Annotated in this window: 21 protein-coding genes and 1 pseudogene; 12 read left to right on the forward strand and 10 right to left on the reverse strand. The window is 72.4% G+C overall.

What is annotated here, in order from left to right:
- Positions 1-88 precede the first annotated feature (88 nt).
- Positions 89-2,944: a glycoside hydrolase family 3 C-terminal domain-containing protein gene (locus QWM81_RS04110; protein WP_290110100.1), complete on the forward strand. Its 2,856-nt coding sequence runs from the start codon at positions 89-91 to the stop codon at positions 2,942-2,944.
- Here the strand turns inward: QWM81_RS04110 and QWM81_RS04115 are convergent.
- Complete coding sequence (locus tag QWM81_RS04115) at positions 2,875-4,422, reverse strand: hypothetical protein (protein WP_290110101.1); 1,548 nt, start codon at positions 4,420-4,422, stop codon at positions 2,875-2,877. The genes QWM81_RS04110 and QWM81_RS04115 overlap by 70 nt on opposite strands.
- A 285-nt stretch (positions 4,423-4,707) precedes the next feature.
- Here QWM81_RS04115 and QWM81_RS04120 point away from each other — a divergent pair.
- A pseudogene (locus QWM81_RS04120) lies at positions 4,708-5,268 on the forward strand (alginate lyase family protein); the annotation flags it as partial.
- A 19-nt stretch (positions 5,269-5,287) separates the two neighbouring features.
- Here the strand turns inward: QWM81_RS04120 and QWM81_RS04125 are convergent.
- The 7 genes from QWM81_RS04125 to QWM81_RS04155 form a co-directional block, all read right to left on the reverse strand.
- The gene (locus QWM81_RS04125) at positions 5,288-6,457 is read right to left on the reverse strand and encodes an aldose epimerase family protein (RefSeq protein ID WP_290110102.1); all 1,170 of its coding nucleotides are present in this window, start codon (positions 6,455-6,457) and stop codon (positions 5,288-5,290) included.
- Positions 6,458-6,480: 23 nt separating this feature from the next.
- Positions 6,481-7,713, reverse strand: a complete 1,233-nt coding sequence (gene mmsB, locus QWM81_RS04130; protein WP_290110103.1) for a multiple monosaccharide ABC transporter permease — start codon at positions 7,711-7,713, stop codon at positions 6,481-6,483.
- A 9-nt stretch (positions 7,714-7,722) separates the two neighbouring features.
- Entirely contained in the window at positions 7,723-9,279 is a 1,557-nt protein-coding gene (gene mmsA, locus QWM81_RS04135; protein WP_290110104.1) for a multiple monosaccharide ABC transporter ATP-binding protein, read from the reverse strand.
- A complete protein-coding gene (chvE, locus tag QWM81_RS04140; protein WP_290110105.1) occupies positions 9,276-10,388 on the reverse strand; it encodes a multiple monosaccharide ABC transporter substrate-binding protein in 1,113 nt (370 codons plus the stop codon). The genes mmsA and chvE overlap by 4 nt, the downstream gene beginning before the upstream one ends.
- Positions 10,389-10,391: 3 nt before the next feature.
- Positions 10,392-11,360 carry a hypothetical protein gene (locus QWM81_RS04145; RefSeq protein WP_290110106.1) on the reverse strand — a complete coding sequence of 323 codons (969 nt, stop codon included), beginning with the start codon at positions 11,358-11,360 and terminating at the stop codon, positions 10,392-10,394.
- A 126-nt stretch (positions 11,361-11,486) separates the two neighbouring features.
- A complete protein-coding gene (locus QWM81_RS04150; RefSeq protein ID WP_290110285.1) occupies positions 11,487-12,497 on the reverse strand; it encodes a zinc-dependent alcohol dehydrogenase in 1,011 nt (336 codons plus the stop codon).
- Between the two features lie 20 nt (positions 12,498-12,517).
- Entirely contained in the window at positions 12,518-13,672 is a 1,155-nt protein-coding gene (locus tag QWM81_RS04155) for a mandelate racemase/muconate lactonizing enzyme family protein (protein WP_290110108.1), read from the reverse strand.
- Positions 13,673-13,911: 239 nt separating this feature from the next.
- On the opposite strand from QWM81_RS04155, the gene QWM81_RS04160 reads away from it, so the two are divergent.
- From QWM81_RS04160 to QWM81_RS04185, 6 genes are all read left to right on the forward strand, one after another.
- The gene (locus QWM81_RS04160; protein WP_290110109.1) at positions 13,912-14,685 is read left to right on the forward strand and encodes an IclR family transcriptional regulator; all 774 of its coding nucleotides are present in this window, start codon (positions 13,912-13,914) and stop codon (positions 14,683-14,685) included.
- Positions 14,682-15,527 (forward strand): SMP-30/gluconolactonase/LRE family protein, encoded by an 846-nt coding sequence (locus tag QWM81_RS04165; protein WP_290110110.1) that lies wholly within the window; start codon positions 14,682-14,684, stop codon positions 15,525-15,527. Before QWM81_RS04160 ends, QWM81_RS04165 begins: the two co-directional genes overlap by 4 nt.
- Positions 15,528-15,635: 108 nt before the next feature.
- Positions 15,636-16,178, forward strand: coding sequence for a SigE family RNA polymerase sigma factor (locus QWM81_RS04170; protein WP_290110111.1), 543 nt, complete (start codon positions 15,636-15,638; stop codon positions 16,176-16,178).
- The gene (locus tag QWM81_RS04175) at positions 16,166-16,816 is read left to right on the forward strand and encodes a hypothetical protein (protein ID WP_290110112.1); all 651 of its coding nucleotides are present in this window, start codon (positions 16,166-16,168) and stop codon (positions 16,814-16,816) included. Before QWM81_RS04170 ends, QWM81_RS04175 begins: the two co-directional genes overlap by 13 nt.
- Positions 16,817-16,917: 101 nt before the next feature.
- Positions 16,918-17,739, forward strand: coding sequence for a pectate lyase (locus tag QWM81_RS04180; RefSeq protein WP_290110113.1), 822 nt, complete (start codon positions 16,918-16,920; stop codon positions 17,737-17,739).
- A gap of 127 nt (positions 17,740-17,866) precedes the next feature.
- Complete coding sequence (locus QWM81_RS04185) at positions 17,867-18,067, forward strand: hypothetical protein (protein ID WP_290110114.1); 201 nt, start codon at positions 17,867-17,869, stop codon at positions 18,065-18,067.
- Positions 18,068-18,254: 187 nt separating this feature from the next.
- Here the strand turns inward: QWM81_RS04185 and QWM81_RS04190 are convergent, their stop codons facing one another.
- Both QWM81_RS04190 and QWM81_RS04195 read right to left on the reverse strand, forming a co-directional pair.
- The gene (locus QWM81_RS04190; RefSeq protein ID WP_290110115.1) at positions 18,255-19,235 is read right to left on the reverse strand and encodes an iron-containing redox enzyme family protein; all 981 of its coding nucleotides are present in this window, start codon (positions 19,233-19,235) and stop codon (positions 18,255-18,257) included.
- Positions 19,232-20,809: an FAD-dependent oxidoreductase gene (locus tag QWM81_RS04195; RefSeq protein ID WP_290110116.1), complete on the reverse strand. Its 1,578-nt coding sequence runs from the start codon at positions 20,807-20,809 to the stop codon at positions 19,232-19,234. Before QWM81_RS04195 ends, QWM81_RS04190 begins: the two co-directional genes overlap by 4 nt.
- A 62-nt stretch (positions 20,810-20,871) precedes the next feature.
- On the opposite strand from QWM81_RS04195, the gene QWM81_RS04200 reads away from it, so the two are divergent.
- The 4 genes from QWM81_RS04200 to QWM81_RS04215 are packed head-to-tail and all read left to right on the forward strand — an operon-like array spanning position 20,872 to position 22,435.
- Positions 20,872-21,528 (forward strand): HemK2/MTQ2 family protein methyltransferase, encoded by a 657-nt coding sequence (locus tag QWM81_RS04200; RefSeq protein WP_290110117.1) that lies wholly within the window; start codon positions 20,872-20,874, stop codon positions 21,526-21,528.
- On the forward strand, positions 21,512-21,712 hold the full coding sequence (locus QWM81_RS04205; protein ID WP_290110118.1) for a CDGSH iron-sulfur domain-containing protein: 201 nt from the start codon (positions 21,512-21,514) through the stop codon (positions 21,710-21,712). The genes QWM81_RS04200 and QWM81_RS04205 overlap by 17 nt, the downstream gene beginning before the upstream one ends.
- 47 nt (positions 21,713-21,759) lie before the next feature.
- Complete coding sequence (locus tag QWM81_RS04210) at positions 21,760-22,005, forward strand: DUF6480 family protein (protein WP_290110119.1); 246 nt, start codon at positions 21,760-21,762, stop codon at positions 22,003-22,005.
- A 13-nt stretch (positions 22,006-22,018) separates the two neighbouring features.
- A complete protein-coding gene (locus QWM81_RS04215; protein WP_290110120.1) occupies positions 22,019-22,435 on the forward strand; it encodes a CBS domain-containing protein in 417 nt (138 codons plus the stop codon).
- Positions 22,436-22,524: the final 89 nt, after the last annotated feature.

Raw genomic sequence — 22,524 nt, forward strand, 5'->3', positions numbered from 1 at the left:
CTTGACACCCAAGGCTGCGACCCCAGAGCATCGAAGCGCTTCGAAGATCTCGTAGATCCCTCCAGGACATCCGCAAGGGGAACCGCACGTGACCGCAGACCGGCCGCCTTTCCGTGACGCCCAGTTGCCACTGGACAAGCGCGTCGACGACCTGCTCGGGCGGCTGACGCTCGACGAACGGATCGCGATGCTGCACCAGTTCGGGCCCCCGGTGGAGCGCCTGGGCATCGCCGCCTTCCGCACCGGGCAGGAGGCCCTGCACGGCGTCGCCTGGATGGGCCCCGCCACCGTCTTCCCGCAGGCCGTGGGCCTCGGCGCCACGTGGAACGACGACCTGGTCCGCCGCGTCGGCGAAGCCGTCGGCACCGAGGCGCGGGCCATGCGCGCCCGCGACGACCGCGTCGGCCTCAACGTGTGGGCCCCCACCGTCAATCTGCTGCGCAACCCCCTGTGGGGCCGCGGTGAGGAGGGCTACTCCGAGGACCCCGCCCTCACCTCCGCCATCGCCGTCGCCTACACCCGTGGCCTGCGCGGCGACCACCCCCACTACTGGCGCACCGCCCCCGTCCTCAAGCACTGGCTCGCCCACAACAACGAGACCGACCGGGACACCGCCTCCTCCTCCGTACGCCCCCGGGTCCTGCACGAGTACGACCTGCGGGCCTTCCGGGGTGCCGTCACGGCGGGCGGCGTGGCCGGCGTCATGCCCGCGTACAACCTGGTCAACGGGCGCCCCAACCACCTCTCGCCCCACCTGCGCGACCACCTGCGCACCTGGACCGACCAGGAACTCCTCGTCTGCTCCGACGCCGGCGCACCCAGCAACCTGGTCGACTCCGAGCACTACTTCGACACCCACGAGGAGGCCACCGCCGCCGCCCTGCGCGCCGGCGTGGACAGCTTCACCGACCACGGCACCGACAGCTCGCTCACCACCGCCCGCGTCCGTGGCGCCCTGGAGCGCGGACTGATCGACGCAGGCGACATCGACACCGCCGTACGCCGACAGCTCCACGTCCGCTTCCGGCTCGGCGAGTTCGACCCCGAACTCGACCCGTACGCCACCGTCAGCGCCTTCGACACCGACGAGCACCGCGCCCTCGCTCAGGAAGCCGCCGAACAGGCCGTCGTCCTGCTCACCAACGACGGCATCCTGCCGCTCGACCCGGCGGCGCGGCCGCGCCTCGCCGTGGTCGGCCTCCTCGCCGACGAGTGCAAGCTCGACTGGTACAGCGGCACCCTGATCCGCCGCTCCAGCCCCCTCGACGGCCTGCGGGAACGGTTCGGCGCCGAGAACGTCACCCACGCCGAAGGCGCCGACCTGGTACGGCTGCGCAGCGCCGCCGGGGCGCTGCGGGTGCCCGAGGCCGACGCGGCCGCCACCGAGGTACGCGGCGCGGAGGGCGCCCTCGACCCGGCGCTCCTCGCGGGCCGCACCGACCTGCCGCCGCTGACCGCCGACCCGGACGGCGACGGCACCACGCTCGCGCTCATCGACTGGGGCGGCGGCGTCCTCACGCTGCGCGCCCCGGACGGCCGCTACCTCTCGGTCGCCGACGACGGCCGCGTACGGGCGTCGGCCGACCAGCCCGGCGGCTGGGTCGTCCAGGAGACGTTCCGCCTCGAACCACACGGTGACGGGCACCTCCTGAAGCACATCGGAACGGGTGGCTACGTCTGCGTCGCCGCGGACGGCGCGAAGGTTGCCGCGCTTGCCGAAGAGGGCGACGTCTTCACCCTCGAAACGGTCGAACACGGCACCCACGCCGTGGCACGCGCCGCCGCCACGGCGGACGTCGTCATCGTCGTCGCGGGCAACGACCCGCACATCAACGGCCGTGAGACCGAGGACCGCGCCACGCTGGCCCTGCCCGAGCAGCAGGACCGGCTCTGGCGCGCCGCCCGCGCCGCCAACCCGCGCACCGTGCTCGTCCTCGCCTCCTCCTACCCGTACGCGGTCGGCGACGCGGCCGGCGAGCTGCCCGCCCTGCTGTGGACCGCGCACGGCGGCCAGGCGGCCGGCACGGCCCTGGCCCGCGTCCTCGCCGGCGACGTCTCACCGGCCGGGCGGCTGCCGCAGACCTGGTACGCCTGCGACGACGACCTGCCGGACCTGCTGGACTACGACATCATCGGCAGCCGCCAGACCTACCTCTACTTCGACGGCGCCCCGCTCTTCCCGTTCGGCCACGGCCTGTCGTACACGACCTTCGCCTACAGCGACCTGTCCGCCGAGCTCCGGGGCGACCTGGTGCGCGTCGCGTTCACCGTCACCAACACCGGCCCCGCCGCCGCCGACGAGGTCGCCCAGCTGTACGCCAGGGCCGTCGCCCCGTCCGTGCCACGGCCGCTGCGGGAGCTGGCCGGGCACCGCAGGGTCACCCTCGCGCCCGGTGCCGGCCGGCGCCTGGAGTTCGAGGTGCCCGTCGCGGCGCTGGGGTTCTGGGACGTGGCCCACGGCCGCTGGACCGTCGAGCCGGGGACGTACGAGATCCTCGCCGGGTCCTCCAGCGCCGACATCCGCCTCACCGCCACCGTGGAACACACCGGCCAGGCCCGGGCTCCGCGCCCCGTCCTTCAGCGGCCCGTGGTCGCCGCCGACTACGACGAGCAGCGCGGCACCGTGCTCGCCGACCGCACCAAGGTCCGCGGCGACTGCGTCACTCCGGCCGCCGCCGAAGCGCCCGGCGAACTGCTCTTCAGGGACTGCGACTTCGGGGCCGGCACCGCGGCCGCCGCCCTGGAGGTCTCCGGCACCGGCACGGTCACCCTCGCCCTCGGCGACGGCACCGTCCTGGCCGCCGTGGACGTGGCGGCGGGCGGCGGGCCGTACGCCTACACGACGCTTCAGACGCCGTTCGCGGTGAGCGGCGTTCAGGACGTACGGGTCGGGCTCACCGGCTCCGTACGGCTCGCGTCGCTCGGCTTCACACCGGCGACGTAGGCGCGGTACCCGGTCAGCCGGCCCAGGTCCGGCAGCCGGTGGACGGGCCAGCCCCGGGCGTGCGCCGGGGGCTGCGCCGCGCCCGAGACCAGCACCGCGACCGGCCGGTCCCGGGCCAGTTCGGCGAGGCCCCGGGGCGTGATGCTGCCGTCGTGGCCGCCCGGCTGGCGGGAGGCGCAGCCGGTGCGGAACGCCACGCGGATGGCGTCCTCGCCGCTGACCACGCACGGCGGGCGCACGCCCCGGGCGTGCAGGGCGGCGGCGATCCGCGTCAGGTCACGGGTGTCGCGGCGCACCCGGTCCGCCACCCCGTCCACCACCCGGTACTGCACCGCCAGGTGCGCGACCAGGGCGAGCGCGACCGCGCCGGCGGCCGCCCCCCGCCGCCGGCACAGCCCCAGCAGGCACCCCGCCACCGGCAGGGCCAGCAGCGCGTACGCGGGCAGCAGGAACCGCGGCGCCGCGTAGCCGACCGTGAACAGGTACGGCAGGGCCAGCGACAGCCCGACCGCGCACGCCACCACCATCTCCGTCCCGTGGCGGCGCTCCCGCAGCGCCCGCCACACCCCGCCCGCCACCAGCAGCGGCAACGCGAAGAACCACAGGGCGGCGGCGGGGTGCCGCCATGGCACGTCACACGGGCGGCACAGCGTACGGCCGCCGAGCGCGCGCGCATGGTCGTCGACGGCCAGGTACCAGCCCAGCCGGCCCTGGATCTCGCTGGCCCGCTCCAGTCGGGCCATCAGCCCCCCGTAGCGCGTCTGCGCCTCGATGACCCACTCGGCGCACCCGGCGGCCACGCCCGCCGCGAGCACCGTCAGCAGCAGTGGCCACCGCCACGCCCGCATCGCCACCGCCGCCACGGCCAGCGGCAGGGCCAGCCACACCGCGTCCGTCGGACGCATCAGCCCCGCGAACGCCACCCCGGCCCCGATACCGGCCACCGCCCACCGGTCTCCCGGGTCGCGGGCGGCGCGCAGGAAGCAGCCGGTCGCCGCCAGTGCCCCGTAGGCGACCCACAGGTTGGGCATCGCCTGCCCGGCGTAGAACAGCGTGACCCACAGGCTCGCGAACAGCGCCCCGGCCACCGCCAGCAGCGATGGCGGCAGCAGCCTGCGCCACGCCCACAGGGCGAGGAACAGCCCGCAACCGGCGAGCACGGCCAGGTACACGCGCAGCGCCAGGACGGAGCTCGTCAGCAAGGTGACGGGGGCGACGAGGAATGTGATGCCCCGGGCGCGCGGCGCGCTGAAGAACGCCGCCGGTGCCTGGCGGCTGACCTGGCTGACGTAGACGGTCTCGTCCCAGCCGAGCCCCAGGCCCGGGGCGACCAGGAGGAGATGGGCGAGCGTGAACGCGGCGGCGACGCCCGCCAGCCACGGCGCCGCGTGAGTGCCCGCGCGCGGGTCCCTGCTCTCCTGGAGGGGTGCGCGCGGCCCGCCGCCGTGGCGCGCGCCGTCGATGACTGATTCCTGCATGGCCCGTCCTCGTTCGGGGGGAGGCGCGGGTGACGGATTCCCGGCCTGTCCCCTCACGCTGCGGTGCTCCCGGCGGGCCCACCAGGCGGGCGTGGCACTCGGCGCAACGACGCTCCCGGACCGGGTGAGCCACCCCTCCCGGTGCCGCACGTGGTTTTCGGGTTTCCGAAGTTTCTGTTATCGGCGTGCGGCTCCGGCGCCTCCTGTGTGTCAGGCCCGTTCCAGAGCCCATTCCACAGCCCATTCCCGAGCCAAAAGCCAGAGTCAGAGCCGCAGGAGCCGCCCATGAGTCACGACAACAAGCACCGCCGCATGAGCCGCCGCGGTCTCATCCGTCTCGCGAGCGGCCTCGCGGTCGCCGGAGCCGCGGGCGGTGCGGCCGCCGCCTTCGCCGGCCAGTCCGCTCCCACCCCCGCCCCCTCGCCGCGCCCCGGGCCGGCCCCCGCCCGCACCTTCGCGCACCCGGGCATGCCGCACTCGGCCGGCGACCTGAACCGTGCCAAGGTGCGGGTCGCCGCCAAGGCACAGCCCTGGCTCGGCGGCTGGGAGCGGCTGACCGCCAACCGCCACTCCCAGGCGACGTGGCAGGCCAACCCGCAGGCCACCGTCGTACGGGGCGGCACGGGGCAGAACTACGGCATCCTCTTCAACGACATCCACGCCGCCTACCAGAACGCGCTGCGCCGGCGTGTCGGCGGCACCCGCGAGCACGGCGACACCGCCCGGGACATCCTCAACGCCTGGTCGGCCACGCTCACCACGCTGACCGGCAACGCCGACCGGTTCCTGGCGGCGGGTATCTACGGCTGGCAGTTCGCCAACGCCGCCGAACTGATGCGCGGCTACCCGGTCAGCGCGGGGCGGATCAGCGCGCCGAGAAGCTGTGGACGGTCGCCGACCGGTAGGTGGCGCCCGGCCGCAGCACCGTCGAGGGGAACGACGGCTGGTTCGGCGAGTCGGGGAAGTGCTGGGTCTCCAGGCACAGCCCGTCGCCCTGCCGGTAGGTGCGCCGCGACGGGCCCGCCAGGGTGCCGTCCAGGAAGTTCCCCGAGTAGAACTGCACGCCCGGCTCGGTGGTGGCGATCCGCATCGTGCGGCCCGACCCGGGGTCGCGCAGCGTCGCGAACGGCTCGGGGCGCTCGGTGATGCCCTTGTCCAGCACCCAGTTGTGGTCGTACCCCTTGGCGAGCACCAGCTGCGGATGGGCGGTACGGATGTCCTCGCCGATGAGCTTGCCGTGCCGGAAGTCGAACGGCGTGCCCGCCACCTTCGCCCGCTCACCGGTCGGGATCAGCGTCGCGTCGGTCGGCGTGTAGCGGGAGGCGGCCAGCCGCAGCTCATGGCCCAGGACGTCACCGCTGCCCTCGCCCGCGAGGTTGTAGTAGGCGTGGTTGGTCAGGTTCACCACCGTGGCCCGGTCGGTGGTCGCCGCGTAGTCGATCCGCCAGTCACCCCGGCCGGTGAGGGTGTACGTCACCTTCACCCTGAGCGTACCGGGATAGCCCATCTCGCCGTCCACGCTCACATACCGCAGCACCAGCCCGACGCCCGTGGTGTCCGCGAACGGCTCCACGTCCCACACGCGCTTGTCGAAGCCCTGCGCCCCGCCGTGCAGGCTGTTCCCGCCGTCGTTGACGGACAGCTGGTAGCTCGTGCCGTCCAGGGTGAACCGGCCGCCCGCGATGCGGTTGCCGTACCGGCCGATCAGCGCGCCGAAGAACGCCGTCGCGCCCAGGTAGTCGTCGAGGTTGTCGAAGCCGAGCGACACATTGGCGTACCGGCCGCGCCGGTCGGGTATCTCCAGCGACTGCACGATGCCGCCGTACGACAGCACCTTCAGCCGCGTGCCCCCGTTCTCCAGCGTCCAGCGGTGGACCTTCGTGCCGTCGGGGAGCGTGCCGAAGAGTTCCTTCACGGGCTTCCTTCCCTGCCGTGCGCCGTCCGCGCCGTCCGCGGCGTACGCCGTGGACGCGGCGGCCACCGTGAGTCCTGTGGCGGCCGCGGCCGCCAGCACCGTACGTCTGCTCGTTTCCATCCGAACTCCCGAGGAGAGAGGGGTCACTTGCCGGCCTTGCGCTTGTTCCACACGTCGAACCCGACCGCCGCCAGCAGCACCAGCCCCTTGATGACCTGCTGGTAGTCCGTGCCGATGCCGACCAGGGACATCCCGTTGTTCAGCACGCCCAGCACCAGGCCGCCGATCACGGCGCCCATCACGGTGCCGACGCCGCCGCTCATCGAGGCGCCGCCGATGAACGACGCGGCAATCGCCTCCAGTTCGAAGTTCAGGCCGGCCTGCGGGGTGCCCGCGTTCAGCCGCGCCGCGTACACACAGCCCGCCAGCGCCGCCAGCACGCCCATGTTGACGAAGACGAGGAAGGTGACCCGCTTGTCCTTGACGCCCGACAGCTTCGCCGCCGCCTTGTTGCCGCCCAGCGCGTACACATGGCGCCCGATGACCGCGTTGCGCATCACATAGCCCAGCCCGATCAGCAGCCCACCCGTGATCAGCATGACCACCGGCACGCCGTGGAAGCTGGCCAGGGTCAGCGTGAACGCGACGACGGCCGCGGTGATCGCCGTGCACTTGGCCACCCAGATGCCGGTCGGCACCACATCGAGCCCGTACGCCAGCTGCCGCCTGCGGTCGCGCCACTCGCGCAGCAGCAGGAAGACCACCGCGGCGAGACCGAGCAGCAGCGTCGGGTTGTGGTACTGCGTGTACGGGCCCATCTCCGGGATGAAGCCCTTGGCGATGTTCTGGAAGCCCTCGGGGAAGGGGGCGATCGACTGGCCCTCCAGCACGATCTGGGTGAGCCCCCGGAACAGCAGCATGCCCGCCAGCGTCACGATGAACGACGGAATGCCGACGTAGGCGATGAAGTAGCCCTGCCACGCACCGGCCACCGCACCGATCAGCAGCGACAGCACCAGCGCCAGCACCCACGGCATGTCGTGCTTGACCATCATCACCGCCGACATGGCGCCGACGAAGGCGACGACCGAGCCCACGGACAGGTCGATGTGGCCGGCGATGATGACGATCATCATGCCCATGGCCAGGATGAGGATGTAGCCGTTCTGCTGGATCAGGTTGGAGACGTTGTTGGGCAGCAGCAGCGTGCCGTCGGTCCAGATCTGGAACAGCACGATGATGAACGCCAGCGCGATGAGCATGCCGTACTGGCGCATGTTGCCGCGCAGTGCCTGGAGCAGCACGGCGCCTGCCGATGGCCGCTGCCCGGACGGTGCCGCGGACGCGTCACGCGGCGGAGTGGTCGTGGTGGTCATGACGGTGCCTCAGCTTCTGTTCTGGGTCATCTGGCGCATCAGGACTTCCTGGGTGGCCTCGGCGCGGGAGACCTCACCGGTCAGCCGGCCCTCGGCCATGGTGTAGATCCGGTCGCACATCCCGAGCAGCTCCGGCAGTTCGGAGGAGATGAACAGCACGGCCTTGCCCTGCGCCGCGAGCTTGTCGATGACGGTGTAGATCTCGTACTTGGCGCCGACGTCGATGCCGCGCGTCGGCTCGTCCAGGATCAGCACCTCGGGGTCGGCGTGGATCCACTTGCTGAGGACGACCTTCTGCTGGTTGCCGCCCGACAGCCGCCCCACCTGCTCGAACACGGTGGGCGCCTTGATGTTCATGGTGGTGCGGTAGCGCTCGGCGACACGGCGCTCATGGTGCTCGTCCACGACGCCGCGCCGCCGCATGCCCGGCAGGGAGGCCAGCGAGATATTGCGGTTGATGTTGTCGATGAGGTTCAGCCCGTACTGCTTGCGGTCCTCGGTGCAGTACGCGAGCCCCGCCTCGATCGCCGCGGGCACCGTCCTCGTCACCACCTCCCGCCCGCCGACCTCGACCGTCCCGGCCACGTACTGGCCGTAACTGCGCCCGAAGACCGACATCGCGAGCTCCGTGCGGCCCGCGCCCATCAGGCCCGCGATGCCGACGATCTCGCCGCGCCGCACGGTCAGCGACACATCGTCGACGACCGTGCGCTGGTGGTCGACCGGGTGGCGGACCGTCCAGCCCCGCACGCTCAGCGCCACCTGGCCGGCGTCCTCGCCCTCGTAGCGCGTGCGGTCGGGGAAGCGCTGGTCGAGGTCGCGGCCGACCATGCCCCGGATGATGCGGTCCTCCGACAACCGCGGCTCGTCCTCGGGCGCCTGGCGCACCGTCAGCGTCTCCACGGTCCGCCCGTCGCGCAGGATCGTCACCGAGTCGGCGATCCGCCGGATCTCGTTCAGCTTGTGCGAGATGATGATGCTGGCGATGCCCTGTTCGCGCAGCTCCAGGATCAGATCGAGGAGCTTCGCGCTGTCCTCGTCGTTGAGCGCGGCCGTCGGCTCGTCGAGGATGAGCAGCTTCACCTCCTTGGACAGCGCCTTGGCGATCTCCACCAGCTGCTGCTTGCCCACGCCGATGTCGGCGACCGGCGTCTGCGGTTTCTCGCGCAGCCCCACGCGCCTGAGCAGCCGGCTCGCGCTGCGCAGCGTGTCGTTCCAGTCGATCAGGCCCCGCTTGGCCTGCTCGTTGCCGAGGAAGATGTTCTCGGCGATGGACAGGTAGGGGATGAGCGCCAGCTCCTGGTGGATGATCACGATGCCGTGCCGCTCGCTGGCCCGGATGTCCTTGAAGGCCACCGGCTCGCCCTCGAACCGGATCTCACCCTCGTACGAGCCGTGCGGGTACACCCCGCTGAGCACCTTCATCAGCGTGGACTTGCCCGCGCCGTTCTCACCGCAGATCGCGTGGATCTCGCCGGCCCGCACCGTCAGGTTCACCTCGCAGAGCGCCTTGACGCCGGGGAAGGTCTTGGTGATCCCGCGCATCTCCAGGACCGGGCGCGTCACGAGAGCTGCCCGGCGGTGAAGTAGCCCTCGGAGACGAGGAGCTGGGTGTTCGACTTGTCGATGCTGACCGGGTCCAGCAGGAACGACGGCACGATCTTCTTGCCGTTGTGGTAGTCCGTGGTGTTGTTGACCTCGGGCTTACGGCCGTTGAGGACGGCGTCGCCCATCGTGACCGCCTGCGCGGCGAGCTTGCGCGTGTCCTTGAAGACGGTCTGCGTCTGCTCGCCCCGGATGATCGACTTCACCGACGCCAGCTCCGCGTCCTGCCCGGTGACCACCGGCAGCGGCCGGCTCTTGGTGCCGTAACCGGCGCTCTTGAGCGCGGAGATGATGCCGATGGAGATGCCGTCGTACGGGGAGAGGACCGCGTCCACGCGCTCCTCGCCGTAGTTCTTGCTGATCAGGTCGTCCATCCGCTTCTGCGCGGTGCCGCCGTCCCAGCGCAGCGTGGTCGCCTGGTTCATCCGGGTCTGCTTGCTGCGTACGACGAGCTGGCCGGTGTCCAGGTACGGCTTGAGCACCTTCATGGCGCCGTTCCAGAAGTACTTGGTGTTGTTGTCGTCCGGCGAGCCCGCGAACAGCTCGATGTTGTACGAGTCGCCCGTGCCCCTGGCGGGCTTGCCCAGCTTGAGCGCCTCGACGATGTACCTGGCCTCCAGCTCGCCGACCCGCTCGTTGTCGAACGACGCGTAGTAGTCGACGTTCTCGGTGCCCATGATGAGGCGGTCGTAGGAGATGACGGGGATGCCCGCGTCCTCCGCCCGCTGGAGCACCTCGGTGAGCGCGGAGCCGTCGATCGCGGCGATCACCAGCAGCTTGCGCCCCTTGGTGATCATGTTCTCTATCTGGGCGATCTGGTTCTCGACCTTGTCGTCGCCGTACTGGAGGTCGGTGTCGTAGCCGGCCTTCTGGAACTGCTTGGCCATGTTCCGGCCGTCGGCGATCCACCGCTCCGAGGACTTGGTGGGCATGGCGAGACCGATGGTGCCGCCCTCGCCGGCCTTGGGCTTGTAGCGGCTGCCGCCCCTGGCCTCCTGGCCGCAGGCGGTGAGCGAGGCGGTGAGCAGCGCGGCCAGAGTGGCCGCGGTGACGATACGAGCGATGCGCATGGATCAGTCGCCTTCCGGGACGGGGAAACGCCGCAGTTCGCCCGGCAGTCGCGCGCCGAGCGGTGACATGCCGCCGTCCGCGCCGTGCCGGGCCAGCAGATCGAGCACCAGCCGCCCCCGGCGCACCCGCTCGCGGGCGGTCGCGAGCGCGGTCTCGCGCAGCTGCGCTCCGTAGGGGTAGATGCCGGGGGAGCGGCTGAGGCCGAACTTCAGGTAGAGCGGGGCGCCGCGCCGGATCAGCTCGGCCGCCTCGTACATGCGGATGTAGCCGCCGAGGTCGTCCGGCGCCTCGATGTACATGTCCATCGGCGCCCGGCCGGCCAGGCGGATCTCGGTCAGGTGGTCCAGGGTCAGGTCCGAGGGCACGTTGATGGAGTCGGCGCCCAGGGCCTCGTACACGGCGTACGAGGCCGGGTTGACCGGGCCCGTCAGCGCGGACAGCTTGAAGGTGGTGTCGGCCGGCAGCCGCCCCGCCACGCGCAGGCGGTGCAGCGTCCACAGCACGCCCTCGTCCGCGACGAGCAGGCAGCGCACGCCGAGCGAGGTGGCCCGGCAGGCGTCCTCCACGCACCCCGCGAGCGCGTCGTGGCCACGGGCGCGCAGCCCGGCGCCGCCGGAGTCGGTGCGGGTGCCCGCCCCGATGTCCCAGGTGCCGCGCGGGCCGGTGAACAGGCAGAGCTCGATGTCGCGTTCGGCGCAGGAGTCCACCATCTCGGTGATCTCGGCGTCCGTGAGCATCCAGATGCCGCTGCCCTGGCTGATCCGGTGAATGGGTACGTCGAGCCGGGAGCTCTCCTTGAGGACGACGGCCAGGGCCTCCGGACCCTCGACCGAGGGGATCTCGGTGCGCCAGGTGCCGCCATCGGGGAAGGCGTGCGGCGAGGTGTCGGCCGGATCGACGGCGGGGGCCGGGTGGCCGATGGCGGCGAGGGCCTCCAAGCCGGGACGGCGGGGTACGGACGGGGCGGTCACAGGACTCCTATGTTCGGTATGTCGGACGTGGTGCGGGCCGTTGGGTGTACGGCGGTACGGGGGCGGTCAGGGCGCCCCGTACCGCCGTACGGCACATGGCCGGTCTCAGGGCCGCTGGCCTCGGGCCTACGGGCGCAGCAGCACCTTGCCGGTCTTCGGGTCGCCGCCGCCGACCAGCGCGATGGCGTCCGCGAACCGCTCCAGCGGGAACTCGTGCGTGATCAGCGGCGCCGGGTCGAGCAGCCCGAGCCCGAAGGCTCGCACCGCGTCCGACCAGGCCGAGGAGGGGGCGCCGAAGACGCTGCGGACCTCCAGCTGGCTCAGCGACAGGTGCACCGGGTCGATGCCGATGGCGCCGGGCGTGAACATCCCCGTCAGCACCACCCGGCCGCCCCGGCGCGCCAGCAGGCAGGAGGAGGCCGCCGTCGTCGCAGCGCCCGCGGTCTCCACCACCAGGTCGAAGCGGCCGCTCAGCGCGTCCGCCTCGGCCGGGGCCGCCGCCTGGCTCGCCCCGAACCGCAGCGCCTGCTCGCCGCGCGCCGCCCGCGGGTCGATCACCGTCAGTTCGGCGGGCGACGAGGCGGCCAGCAACTGCACGGCGAGCAGCCCGAGCGTGCCCGCGCCCACCACCGCGACCCGTTCACCGGGGCGCGGCCGCCCCGCCCGTACCGCGGCGGCGATCACCGCGGCGGGCTCCAGCAGCGCCGCGGCCGGCAGGTCGGCGTCGTCGTTCAGCGGGTGCAGCAGCCTGGCCGGCAGGGTGACGTGGTCGGCGAAGGCCCCCGGCTCGGTGAACCCGGTCTCCGCGTAACCGCTGGAGCACAGGCTCGTCTCGCCGCACCGGCAGCGCTCGCAGGCCCCGCACGCCCGGAACCCCTCGGCGACCGTCTTGCGCCCGGTCAGCGCCGGGTCCACGCCCTCGCCCACCGCCTCGACGGTCCCCGACCACTCATGGCCCGGGGTCACCGGGTAGCGCACATACGCGGCGTCGCGGTGACCGTCGTAGACCTCGCGGTCGCTCATGCAGATCCCGGCCGCGGCCACCCGTACCACGACCTCGCCGGGACCCGGCTCGGGCACGGCCCGCTCGACGAGCCGGTGCGCGCCCGGCCGGTCGACCACGAGCGCGCGGCTCACCGGCCCGCTCACGGGCCCGCTCACTTGGGCGCCCGCTTCTCCCAGCCCTCGGCCCACAGGTCGAACCGGGCCCTTTGCTGCGGGAATTCGGCCGCCGCGTCCACGTCCAGCTCCACGCCGAGGCCCGGGGCGTGCGACACCTCGAAGCAGCCCGTCTCCGGGTCCACCTGCGGCGCGCCCTTGACCACCTTCTTGATCTCCGCGTCCGCGAAGTCGTTGAAGTGCTCCAGGATCTTGAAGTTCGGCGTGCAGGCCGCCAGTTGGAGCGAGGCCGCGGTCAGCACCGAGCCGCCCACGTTGTGCGGGGCGACCAGCATGTAGTGCGTCTCGGCGGTCGCCGCCAGCTTGCGGGTCTCCAGGATGCCGCCGATGTGCCCGAGGTCGGGCTGGATGATGTCGGCCGCCTGTGACTCGAACAGCTCGCGGAACTCGATCCGGTCGTGGATCCGCTCGCCCGTCGCCACCGGCAGGTCCACCTTCTCGGCGACCTTCGCCAGCGCCTTGAGGTTCTCCGGCGGCACCGGCTCCTCCAGCCAGGCCGGGCTGAACGGCGCCATGTCCTTCGCGAGGCGGACCGCCGTGGCCGGGCTGAACCGCCCGTGCATCTCCAGCATCAGCTCCGCGTCCGGCCCGATCGCGTCCCGCACCGCCTCGATCAGCGACACCGCGTAGCGGGTCTGCTCGGCGTCCAGCTCGAAGTGCCCCGTCCCGAAGGGGTCGATCTTCAGCGCCCGGTAGCCGCGCGCCATGACCTCCTGTGCCGCCTTGTGGTACGCCTCGGGGGTGCGTTCGGTGGTGTACCAGCCGTTCGCGTACGCCTTGACCCGGTCCGTCACCTTTCCGCCGAGCAGCTGCCAGACCGGCACGCCCAGCGCCTTGCCCTTGATGTCCCAGCACGCCATCTCCACGACGGCGATGCCCGACATGACGATCTCGCCGGCCCGGCCGTAGTCGCCGTACTTCATGCGGCGTACGAGGTCCTCCACCGCGAACGGGTCGGACCCGGCGATGTGGTTGGCCTCGGCCTCCTTGAGGTAGCCGAGCAGCGCGTCCGTATGCCCCAGCATGCGCGTCTCACCGACACCGGTGAGCCCCTCGTCGGTGTGGACCAGTACATAGGTGAGATTGCGCCAGGGGGTCCCGACGACATGAGTGCTGATTCCCGTGATGCGCACGGCAGTTGCCCTCTCGAGCTCGTTCGGTATTTCGTCACACGTTCGAAATCTTGGCGTGACCGTAATCAGCCACTCCCGGGGGTGTCAATGGTTTGCGCACGGCGGACGGAGGTTCGTGCGGGCCGGTGCGCGCGCTTCCACCACCCCCGCCCATTGCCGGGTGAAGTAGCCTGTGGTTAGCCTGTGTTCGTCATACCGGTCATCGGCCGGAGTTTCGAACGAAGGGGTGGGTGGACGGTATGGGACGTCTTGTCCCCGCTGTGACCAGGGCGCTCGACATCCTGGAACTGTTTCTGGCCGGTGACGGAACCCTTTCCGCGCCGGAGGTCACCCGCAAGCTCCAGCTGCCGCGCACCACCGTGCACGAGCTGCTCACCACTCTGGCGGCCCGCTCCTACCTGGTGCCCGTCCCCGAGCAGCCGGGACGCTACCGCCTCGGGGTACGCACCTACCAGCTCGGCAGCCGGTACGCCGAACAGCTCGACCTCGCCGCCGAGGGCCAGCGGGTCGCCCGGGAGGTCGCCGAGACCTGCGACGAGACCGTCCATGTCGCCATCCTGGAGGACACGGACGTCATCTACATCGCCAAGGTCGACTCCACGCACGCGGTCCGCATGGTCTCGGCGGCCGGGCGCCGGCTCCCCGCCCACTGCACCTCCGTCGGCAAGATGCTGCTCGCCTCCCTGCCGCAGCACGAGCTCGACGCCCGTATCGACGGGCGCGAACTGGCCGCCATGACCCCCAACAGCCTCACCGACCCCGATGAGCTGCGCGCCGCGCTCGCCGAGATCCGCGAGCGCGGCATCGCCATCGAGCACCGCGAGTCCAACCCGGACGTCAGCTGCGTCGCCGCCCCCGTGCGCGACAGCGCCGGCCGGGTCGTCGCCGCGCTGTCCATCTCCGTCCCCATGATCCGCTGGAGCGAGGAGCGCGAGACCGAACTCGCCGAGCTGGTCGCCAAGGGCGCCGACGACCTGTCCGTGAGCCTCGGCCACCGGGGCGGCGTCCGGTGACGCGCGCGGAGGTCGCCGTCCGGGCGTACGCCGAGCTGGGCGAAGGCCCCACCTGGGACGCGGCCGCCGGACGGCTCATCTGGGTCGACATCCTGGGCTCCCGTGTCCACACCTACGACCCGGCCGGCGGTCACCGCTCGGTCATGGCCACCGCACAGCACGTCGGCGCGGCCAAACCACGGGCGGGCGGCGGACTGGTGGTCAACCTCAGGGACGGCATCGGACTGTACGACGCCGACGGGGCGTTCTCCTGGCTGGTCCACGACCCGGTCCCCGGGCGGCGCGGCAATGACGCGGCCGTCGCCCCGGACGGGGCGCTGTGGGCGGGCACCATGCGCTACGACGAGGCGGACGGCGGCGGCACCCTCACCCGTATCGCCCCCGAGGGAACCACCACCACGGTCTTCCCCTCCGTCGCCGTCAGCAACGGCACCGGCTGGAGCCCGGACGGCACCCTCATGTACTACGTCGACAGCGCCACCCGGCGCGTCGACGTCTGCCGCATGGAGGGGCGACGGGCCCTGGACCGGCGGCCGTTCGCGACAATCGAGCACGGCGCCGGCTTCCCCGACGGCCTCGCCGTCGACGCCGAGGGCTGTGTGTGGGTCGCCCTCTGGGACGGCGCCGCCATCCGCCGCTACACCCCCGACGGCACGCTCGACAGGGTGGTCGAGCTGCCCGTGCGCCGCCCCACCGCCTGCGCGTTCGGCGGCCCGGGGCTGCGCGACCTCTACATCACCACCGCCCGTACGGGACTGACGCGCCCCGCACCGCCGGCGGGTTCCCTGCTGGTGGTACCGGACGCGGGAGAGGGAAAGCCGGACACACCGTTCGGTGCATGACAAGCGCTTGCTAGTATCGCGCACCCGCTCCGGCGGCAGGGGGAGGGGGCTGTCAGGTACCGCACCATCAGCGACACGTGCGCGACGAAGCGCAGGGGGGAGGCCGCCGTGGAGACATCCGCCGATGACGCCGTCACGGAGTTCCACGCGTTCTTCGAGCGGCACTACGCCGAACTGGCCCGCCTCGCCCACCTCCTGACGGGCGAGGCCGACGCCGCCGACGATCTCGCGGCCGACGCCCTGCTCGCCCTGTGGCACCGCTGGGACCGCGTCCGCGCCGCCGACCACCCCGCCGCCTACGCGCGTGGAGTCGTCGCCAACCTCGCCCGCACCCGCATCCGCAGCGCCGTACGCGAACGCCGCCGCATCGCCCTGTTCTGGTCGCAGCACTCCGGGCACGTCGACGACCCCGACATACCCTCCGTCGTCGACGTCCAGGGCGCGCTGCGCCGCCTGCCGTTCCGCAAACGCGCCTGCGTCGTGCTGCGCCACGCCTTCGACCTCTCCGAACGGGACACCGCTCTCGCGCTCGGAATCTCGGTGGGTACGGTGAAGAGCCAGACGTCCAAGGCCATGGCCCAGCTCGAACGGATGCTGGACAGCAGGGCGGCGTCACACCTGGTGGGAGGGAGGGAGTCATGGACGAGCTGAGGAAGCACCTGCGGGAAGCGGCCCACGCGCACCGCCCCGACCGCGCCCGCATCCTCGCGCGCGTCGAACGCGGCATGGCCCGCCCGCCCGCCGATGGCGCCCCGGCGCCCCGCCGCCCCTCCCCGCGCACCCCGTGGCTGCGCGTCGCCGGAGCCACCGCCGCCGCCGCGGTCCTCGCCGTCGGCGGCTACACGGTCGCCTCCGTACTCCAGGACGAGGGTCCCGCCGCGACGGTGGCCACCCCGCCCCACCCCGTTCGCGTACGGGCCGAGGGTGTCATCGACCCGCACAGCAACCGCTTCTGGGCCCAGAGCAACCTCACGGTCACCACCAGCGAGCCGCTCACCGCCCTCACCGTCGACCTGCGCGTCGTCCAGACCGGCGGCATCGCCGACACCGGCCACTGGCGCACCCGGCCCGCCGGGGACTTCACCGTCTCCGTACGCGAGGACAAGGGCGCCCTGCGCTACACCTGGACGCTCAGGCCCGGCCGTACCGTCCCGGCCGGCCGGCACGTCTTCGCGGCCCAGTACAACCACGCCGAGGGCGGCCGCGACGCCACCGGGGACCGCTACGCCATCACCAGCACGGCCGCCGGCGGCCAGAAGGCCACCGTACGGGGCGACTTCGCCCCGTAAACGTGCTCGACACTTTGCGGCAACCGGGCGGCAACCCTTCGGGTGGCGGTGACGACCAGCAGGCGCAAGGTCTCACCCCCACATCGAAGGAAACGGGACACATGAGCCAACGAGCCGACGCGGCCTCCAAGCGCCGTCTGAAGCGCCGCGCCATCGCCGCGCTGACCGGCGCGGTCGCCCTCACCGGAGCCGCCCTCGTCACCAACGGGGCGCTCTCGACGGCCGGAGCCGCGGCAGCCTGGCCGACGCCCAACGGCAGCAAGCCCGTAGCGGCCACCATCGACGTCCCCGTCAGCTACGACGGTGGCATGCAGCGCCACTACGGCACCGGCGACCTCGGCAGCGGAGGCCAGAGCGAGAGCCAGCCGCCGGTCTTCAAGCTGAGGGACGGCGCCGTCCTGAAGAACGTCATCCTCGGCTCCCCGGCCGCGGACGGCGTCCACTGCATGGGCAGCTGCACCCTCCAGAACGTCTGGTGGGAGGACGTCGGCGAGGACGCCGCCACCTTCAAGGGCAAGTCGGCGAGCGCGGTCTACACCGTCACCGGCGGCGGCGCCAGGAAGGCGTCCGACAAGGTCTTCCAGTTCAACGGCGCGGGCAAGCTGACCATCACCGGGTTCCAGGTCGCCGACTTCGGCAAGCTCGTCCGCTCGTGCGGCAACTGCTCCACCCAGTACAAGCGCACCATCGTCGTGGACAACGTGGACGTGACCGCTCCGGGCCAGTCCCTGGTCGGCATCAACACCAACTACGGCGACACCGCCACCCTCCGCAACATCCGCGTCTACGGCGACAGCAACAAGAAGATCAAGCCGTGCGTGCGGTTCACCGGCAACAACACCGGCGCGGAGCCGGTCCAGACGGGCAGTGGCCCCGACGGCACGTACTGCCGTTACACGGCGGCGGACATCAGCTACCGCTGACCACACGGCCCCTGCCGGACACCCCCGGCAGGGGCCTGCTGGACGTCCTGATTGATCCGGTCGGTGCAGGGGATGCGTTCCGGGTACCCGGCGACGACAATGACTGCAGGACGAACAAGGAGGCGGCATGAACGCTGAGCCCGATTCGACCTCCCAGCGAGAGGGCGTCACGCCCGACCGGCTTCTGCACAGCGGTGCCGAAGGCGAATTCAACGCGGAAGACCTGGTCCTCGCGTCAGGACGTGACGTCACCCCGAAGAACCTGGCCTGGGCCGAGCGCAGGCTGGCCGAGAAGGGCAAGGCCGCCCTCGACGAACTGCTCCCCTGACCCGGCCCACCGCACGGGCCACGCGGCCACCGACCCCGCACACGGCGACACCAACGGGCCGGCAGCCGCGTGGCCCGACGCCCATGCCCACGTAACGGGGCGCGAGCCGTCGCAGCACCCTCCGCTCACGCGGCCACCGCGCGGCGCCGCCCCGCGATGCGGCGGGCGGAGCACCGCCGACCACCCTTCACGCCGGCAGCGGGCCGCGCAGGGACGGCCGGCCGTGGTCCCATGCCGTGAGCACCCGGTCCTCCCAGCGCGTGTCCAGCCAGACCGTCGCCCGGATTCCGAACGCGACATCCGCCGCCAGCTCCGGCTCCCGGGCCAGCAGGTCGCCGAGCACGTCCCGGCGCATCACCTGCTCGTGCACCGCGTCCGCCTCGATGTGTTCCGTGAAGAACCGGACACACCGCTCCTCGGCGCCCAGCCGCTCCAGCGCCTTCGCCATCCGCCGGGCGCCCGGCGGCGAGGTGATCTCCAGGACGGCGAAGTTCCCGGCCGCCGCACCCCGCAGCGACCTGTGCAGCCCGAACAGCGACATCACGTTCACCGTGGCCAGTGTGGTGGCCGGGGCGAGGTCCAGATAACGGCCGTACGAGGCGTCAAGCCCGGCCCCCTCCATGAGCTCCGCGAACAGCCGGGCGTGCACCCGCTCACCGCGTCCCGCCCCGAACTCGTCGAACGCCACCGCCACCAGCGACGCCTTCGCCTGCCCCTCCAGCCGGGGGATCAGCCACGCCTGTGGATCGGACTCCTTGAGCTGGTACAGCGAGCGGTGCGCCAGATACTCCCGCATCCACTCCCAGGTGCCCTCCTCCATCAGCCGGTGGGACACCCCGTGCCCGTCGACCGGCTCCACGAGCAGCGGCTCCAGCGCCGCCTCCGCGTCGTCGTCCCCCGGTACGGCCTCACGCAGCGCCGCCAGGAAGGCGCGCTCCATGGGCCGGCGCAGGCCCAGCAGCGCCGGGTCCCACTCACGCTCACCGTCGACGCCCTCCAGGGCCCGGTAGTGCGGTTCGTACGCGAGGTACAGCGCCAGCTGGAGATCCTCGCCCAGAGGGTCGGCCCCGGCCACGGTCACCTCCGGCGCCGCACCGCCGAGCAGCACCTGCCGTACCGCCGCGGACAGTGGGCCCCGCGCCTCGGGCAGGGGAGCCGGTGCCGTCATCGGTCTTCCTCCTTCACGTTGTCCTCCATGGTGCCCTCCACGTTCTCCTCCACGTCGAACCGTTCCAGGGGCTTCAGCGCGGGCCCCTGCGTCACCTTGCCCTCCACGTCGAACCGCGACCCGTGGCACGGGCACTCCCAGGCGCACTCCTCGTCGTTGAAGTGCACGATGCAGCCCAGGTGCGTACAGCGCGCCGACACCGCGTGCAGCGACCCCGCCTGGTTGCGGTGCACGGCCAGGCGCCGCCCCCCGATCCGTACGACCGCGCCGCCGCCCCTGGGGATGTCGGCCGTCGAGTCGGCGTGCGCGCCCGGCAGCCGGTCGCCGATGAAGTGCTTGCCCACCTGGGCCTGGAGCCGCAGCATCGCGGGCGCCTCCTTCACCGGATGCAGCCGTACCGGGTCGTACAGGCTCGTCCAGGCGGGCTCACGGCCGCGGATCCGGGACGCCAGCAGGCTGCCCGCCATCACTCCGCTGCTCATGCCCCAGCCGGCGAACCCGCTCGCCACGTACGTGTGCCGGGAGCCCGCGTGCAGCCTCCCCACATACGGCACCCGGTCCGTCGTGTAGTTGTCCTGCGTCGCCCAGCGATGGGTGAGCTCCACGCCGGGGAAGCGCTCCCGCGCCCAGGACGCCAGCCTCTCGAACCGCCGGCCGACCTCGCCCTCGCCCTCCGTGCCCGGCGTGAACTTCTCGCCGGTGATGATCAGCATCCGACGGCCCTCGTCGTACGGCGCCGTCCGCACCGAGCGCGTGGCGCCGTCGGGCGTCAGGAACACTCCGCCCGGGTCCCGCCCGGCCGGCATCGGCCCGGCCACCACCAGCTCCCGCTTGGGCTCCAGCCGCGTGAACAGCAGCGCCCGGTCGAAGACCGGATAGTGCGTGGCGATGACGACGTCGCGGGCCTTGACCGTGTGCCCGCCGCTCGTGGTCAGCTCGCACGACGGGCCCTCCGTCAGCCCCGTCACCCGGGTCCGCTCGAAGATCCCGCCGCTGAGCGCCTCCAGGTCGGCGGCCAGCGCCAGCAGGTACTTGCGCGGATGGAACTGCGCCTGGTTCTCCACCCGGACCGCGCCCGCCACCGGGAAGGGCAGCGGCACGTCCGTCACGTACGAGGCGTCCAGCCCCGCCTCCCGAGCCGCCTGCGCCTCCTCACGCAGCAGGTCCGTCTCCGCCGGATCCTCGGTGTACGTGTACGCGGGCAGCCGCTCCAGGTCGCAGTCGATGCCCAGCTCGTCGCACACCTCGGCCACGTGGTCGACGGCGGTCTGCTGGGAGTGGGCGTACAACCGCGCGCCCCGCACGCCGTGCACGGAGCGGATCTGCGCGTACGCCAGGCCGTGCAGCGCCGACAGCTTCGCCGTGGTGTGGCCGGTCACGCCCGAGGCGATACGGTCCGCCTCCAGCAGCGCCACCCGGTGCCCGGCGCGGGCCAGCTCCCAGGCCGTGCACAGGCCCGCGATCCCACCGCCCACCACGGCCACCTCGGTCTCCACGGGACCGTCCAGTGCCGGGCGGCCGGGCCCGGGGGCGTACTCCATCCACAGGGAACCGGATCCGGACTCATGGCTCATCACTTGCTCCTTACACGCCCGCCGGGACGTTTGGTCGGCGATCTTGGAGGTACCCGCTGGGCATGCGCCTACTCAGACCGCGCGGTGTCTATGCGCCGCAGGAGGACACGGAACTGCTCGCCGAGGCAGTCCGCAGTGAGCTGTGCGGCGTGCGCCGCCGGACCCGGCCCGACGTGCTCGACGTGGGGACCGGGACCGGTGCGCTCGCGGTGCTGGCGGCCCAGTGCGGAGCGGCCCGGGTGACCGCCGTCGACGTCTCGTGGCGGGCCGTGCTCGCCGCGCGCCTCAACGCCCGCCGCCTCGGGCTGCCGATCACCGTCCACCACGGGGACCTGACGACACCCGTCAAGGGCCGGCGTTTCGACCTGATCCTCTCCAACCCGCCGTACGTGGTGTCGCCGGGCCGCGCCCGGGGCGCCGACCGCAGCTGGAACGCGGGTGCCGACGGGCGCCAGGTCCTCGACCGGCTCTGCGCCGACGCCCCCGGGCTCCTGCGGGACGACGGGGTGCTGCTCCTGGTCCAGTCGTCGCTGTGCGGTGTGGAGCCCACGCTGGACCGGCTGGAGGAGGGTGGCCTGTCCGCGCGCGTCGAGCTGCGCAGCACCATCCCCTTCGGGCCGGTCATGGCCCGGCACGCCGAGTGGCTGGAACAGCGCGGGCTGATAGCGCCCGGTCAGCGCAAGGAGGACCTGGTGGTGATCCGTGCCCAGCGAACCTGAGCGCGTCGTCGTCGACCCCGAGGGGCCCCTGCTGATGGAGGGGCCGGTCGAGATCCAGCTCCCGGACGGCACCACGGCGTGCTCCGACCGCTTCATGGTCGCGGTGTGCACCTGCCGCCGCAGCCGCCGCTACCCGTGGTGCGACACCAGCCACCGCCGGCGAACCCGCCGCGAAACCGATTAAAGGCCGCATACCTGAATGAAAGGCCTCTCCGTGCCTACCCGTACGCCATGACCGACCAGACCCCGCACCCCAACCCGGACCCTGACCCGGACAGCACCACCGGTCTCGACGCCGGTGGCAGCGTCCCGGCGGGCGACACGCCGCCCGCCGAGTCGAGCATGCCGGAAGCAGGGCCCCAGGAGACGCACAATCCGCCGACCGGCTGGGCGAAGGCACCGATGGTGCTGATCCTGCTTCTCGTCGTCCTCGTGGCGGCGCTGTTCGCCGCGATGGCAGTGGTGATCGCCCTGTGAAGGAGCACCCGGCATGACAACCGCACGTCAGCTGATGACCAAGGGCGTCGACTGCGTGGACGAGCGCGACACCGTCCTCCAGGCCGCCGAGATGATGACGCAGCTGGGCGTCGGGGCGATGCCGATCTGTGGCTCCGACGACAAGCTCAAGGGCATGCTGACCGACCGCGACATCGTGGTGAAGGTGCTCGGCGCCGGCAAGGACCCGGCGAGGACGACGGCCGGCGATCTTGCCCAGGGCCACGTCGTGTACGTGGACGCGGACGACGACGCGCAGATGGTGCTGCGCACGATGTCCCAGCACAAGGTGCGCAGGCTGCCGGTGATCGACGACCACCGCCTGGTGGGCATGATCGCCCAGGCGGACGTCGCCCGCGGCCTTCCCGATCCCCAGGTCGGCGACCTCCTGGAAGCCCTGTCCACCGACTGACCCGGCCGCCACGGCCTCCGCCGGTCACCCCGCAGGCCGCGCGGGCCCGCGCGGCCGGCGGCAACCACTGCGCCAACCCCGACCCGTGC

This window comes from Streptomyces ficellus (assembly GCF_030406405.1).
Lineage (GTDB): Bacteria > Actinomycetota > Actinomycetes > Streptomycetales > Streptomycetaceae > Streptomyces > Streptomyces ficellus_B.

What these genes read in the sequence shown, in the direction of transcription:
- QWM81_RS04125 (WP_290110102.1), bottom strand. Translation starts at nt 6,457, where the DNA reads ATGGAAACGAGCAGACGTACGGTGCTGGCGGCCGCGGCCGCCACAGGA.
- QWM81_RS04190 (WP_290110115.1), bottom strand. Translation starts at nt 19,235, where the DNA reads ATGACGGCACCGGCTCCCCTGCCCGAGGCGCGGGGCCCACTGTCCGCG.
- QWM81_RS04175 (WP_290110112.1), top strand. Translation starts at nt 16,166, where the DNA reads ATGGACGAGCTGAGGAAGCACCTGCGGGAAGCGGCCCACGCGCACCGC.
- QWM81_RS04185 (WP_290110114.1), top strand. Translation starts at nt 17,867, where the DNA reads ATGAACGCTGAGCCCGATTCGACCTCCCAGCGAGAGGGCGTCACGCCC.
- QWM81_RS04200 (WP_290110117.1), top strand. Translation starts at nt 20,872, where the DNA reads ATGCGCCTACTCAGACCGCGCGGTGTCTATGCGCCGCAGGAGGACACG.
- QWM81_RS04160 (WP_290110109.1), top strand. Translation starts at nt 13,912, where the DNA reads ATGGGACGTCTTGTCCCCGCTGTGACCAGGGCGCTCGACATCCTGGAA.
- QWM81_RS04115 (WP_290110101.1), bottom strand. Translation starts at nt 4,422, where the DNA reads ATGCAGGAATCAGTCATCGACGGCGCGCGCCACGGCGGCGGGCCGCGC.
- QWM81_RS04210 (WP_290110119.1), top strand. Translation starts at nt 21,760, where the DNA reads ATGACCGACCAGACCCCGCACCCCAACCCGGACCCTGACCCGGACAGC.
- QWM81_RS04215 (WP_290110120.1), top strand. Translation starts at nt 22,019, where the DNA reads ATGACAACCGCACGTCAGCTGATGACCAAGGGCGTCGACTGCGTGGAC.
- QWM81_RS04195 (WP_290110116.1), bottom strand. Translation starts at nt 20,809, where the DNA reads ATGAGCCATGAGTCCGGATCCGGTTCCCTGTGGATGGAGTACGCCCCC.
- QWM81_RS04180 (WP_290110113.1), top strand. Translation starts at nt 16,918, where the DNA reads ATGAGCCAACGAGCCGACGCGGCCTCCAAGCGCCGTCTGAAGCGCCGC.
- chvE (WP_290110105.1), bottom strand. Translation starts at nt 10,388, where the DNA reads ATGCGCATCGCTCGTATCGTCACCGCGGCCACTCTGGCCGCGCTGCTC.
- mmsB (WP_290110103.1), bottom strand. Translation starts at nt 7,713, where the DNA reads ATGACCACCACGACCACTCCGCCGCGTGACGCGTCCGCGGCACCGTCC.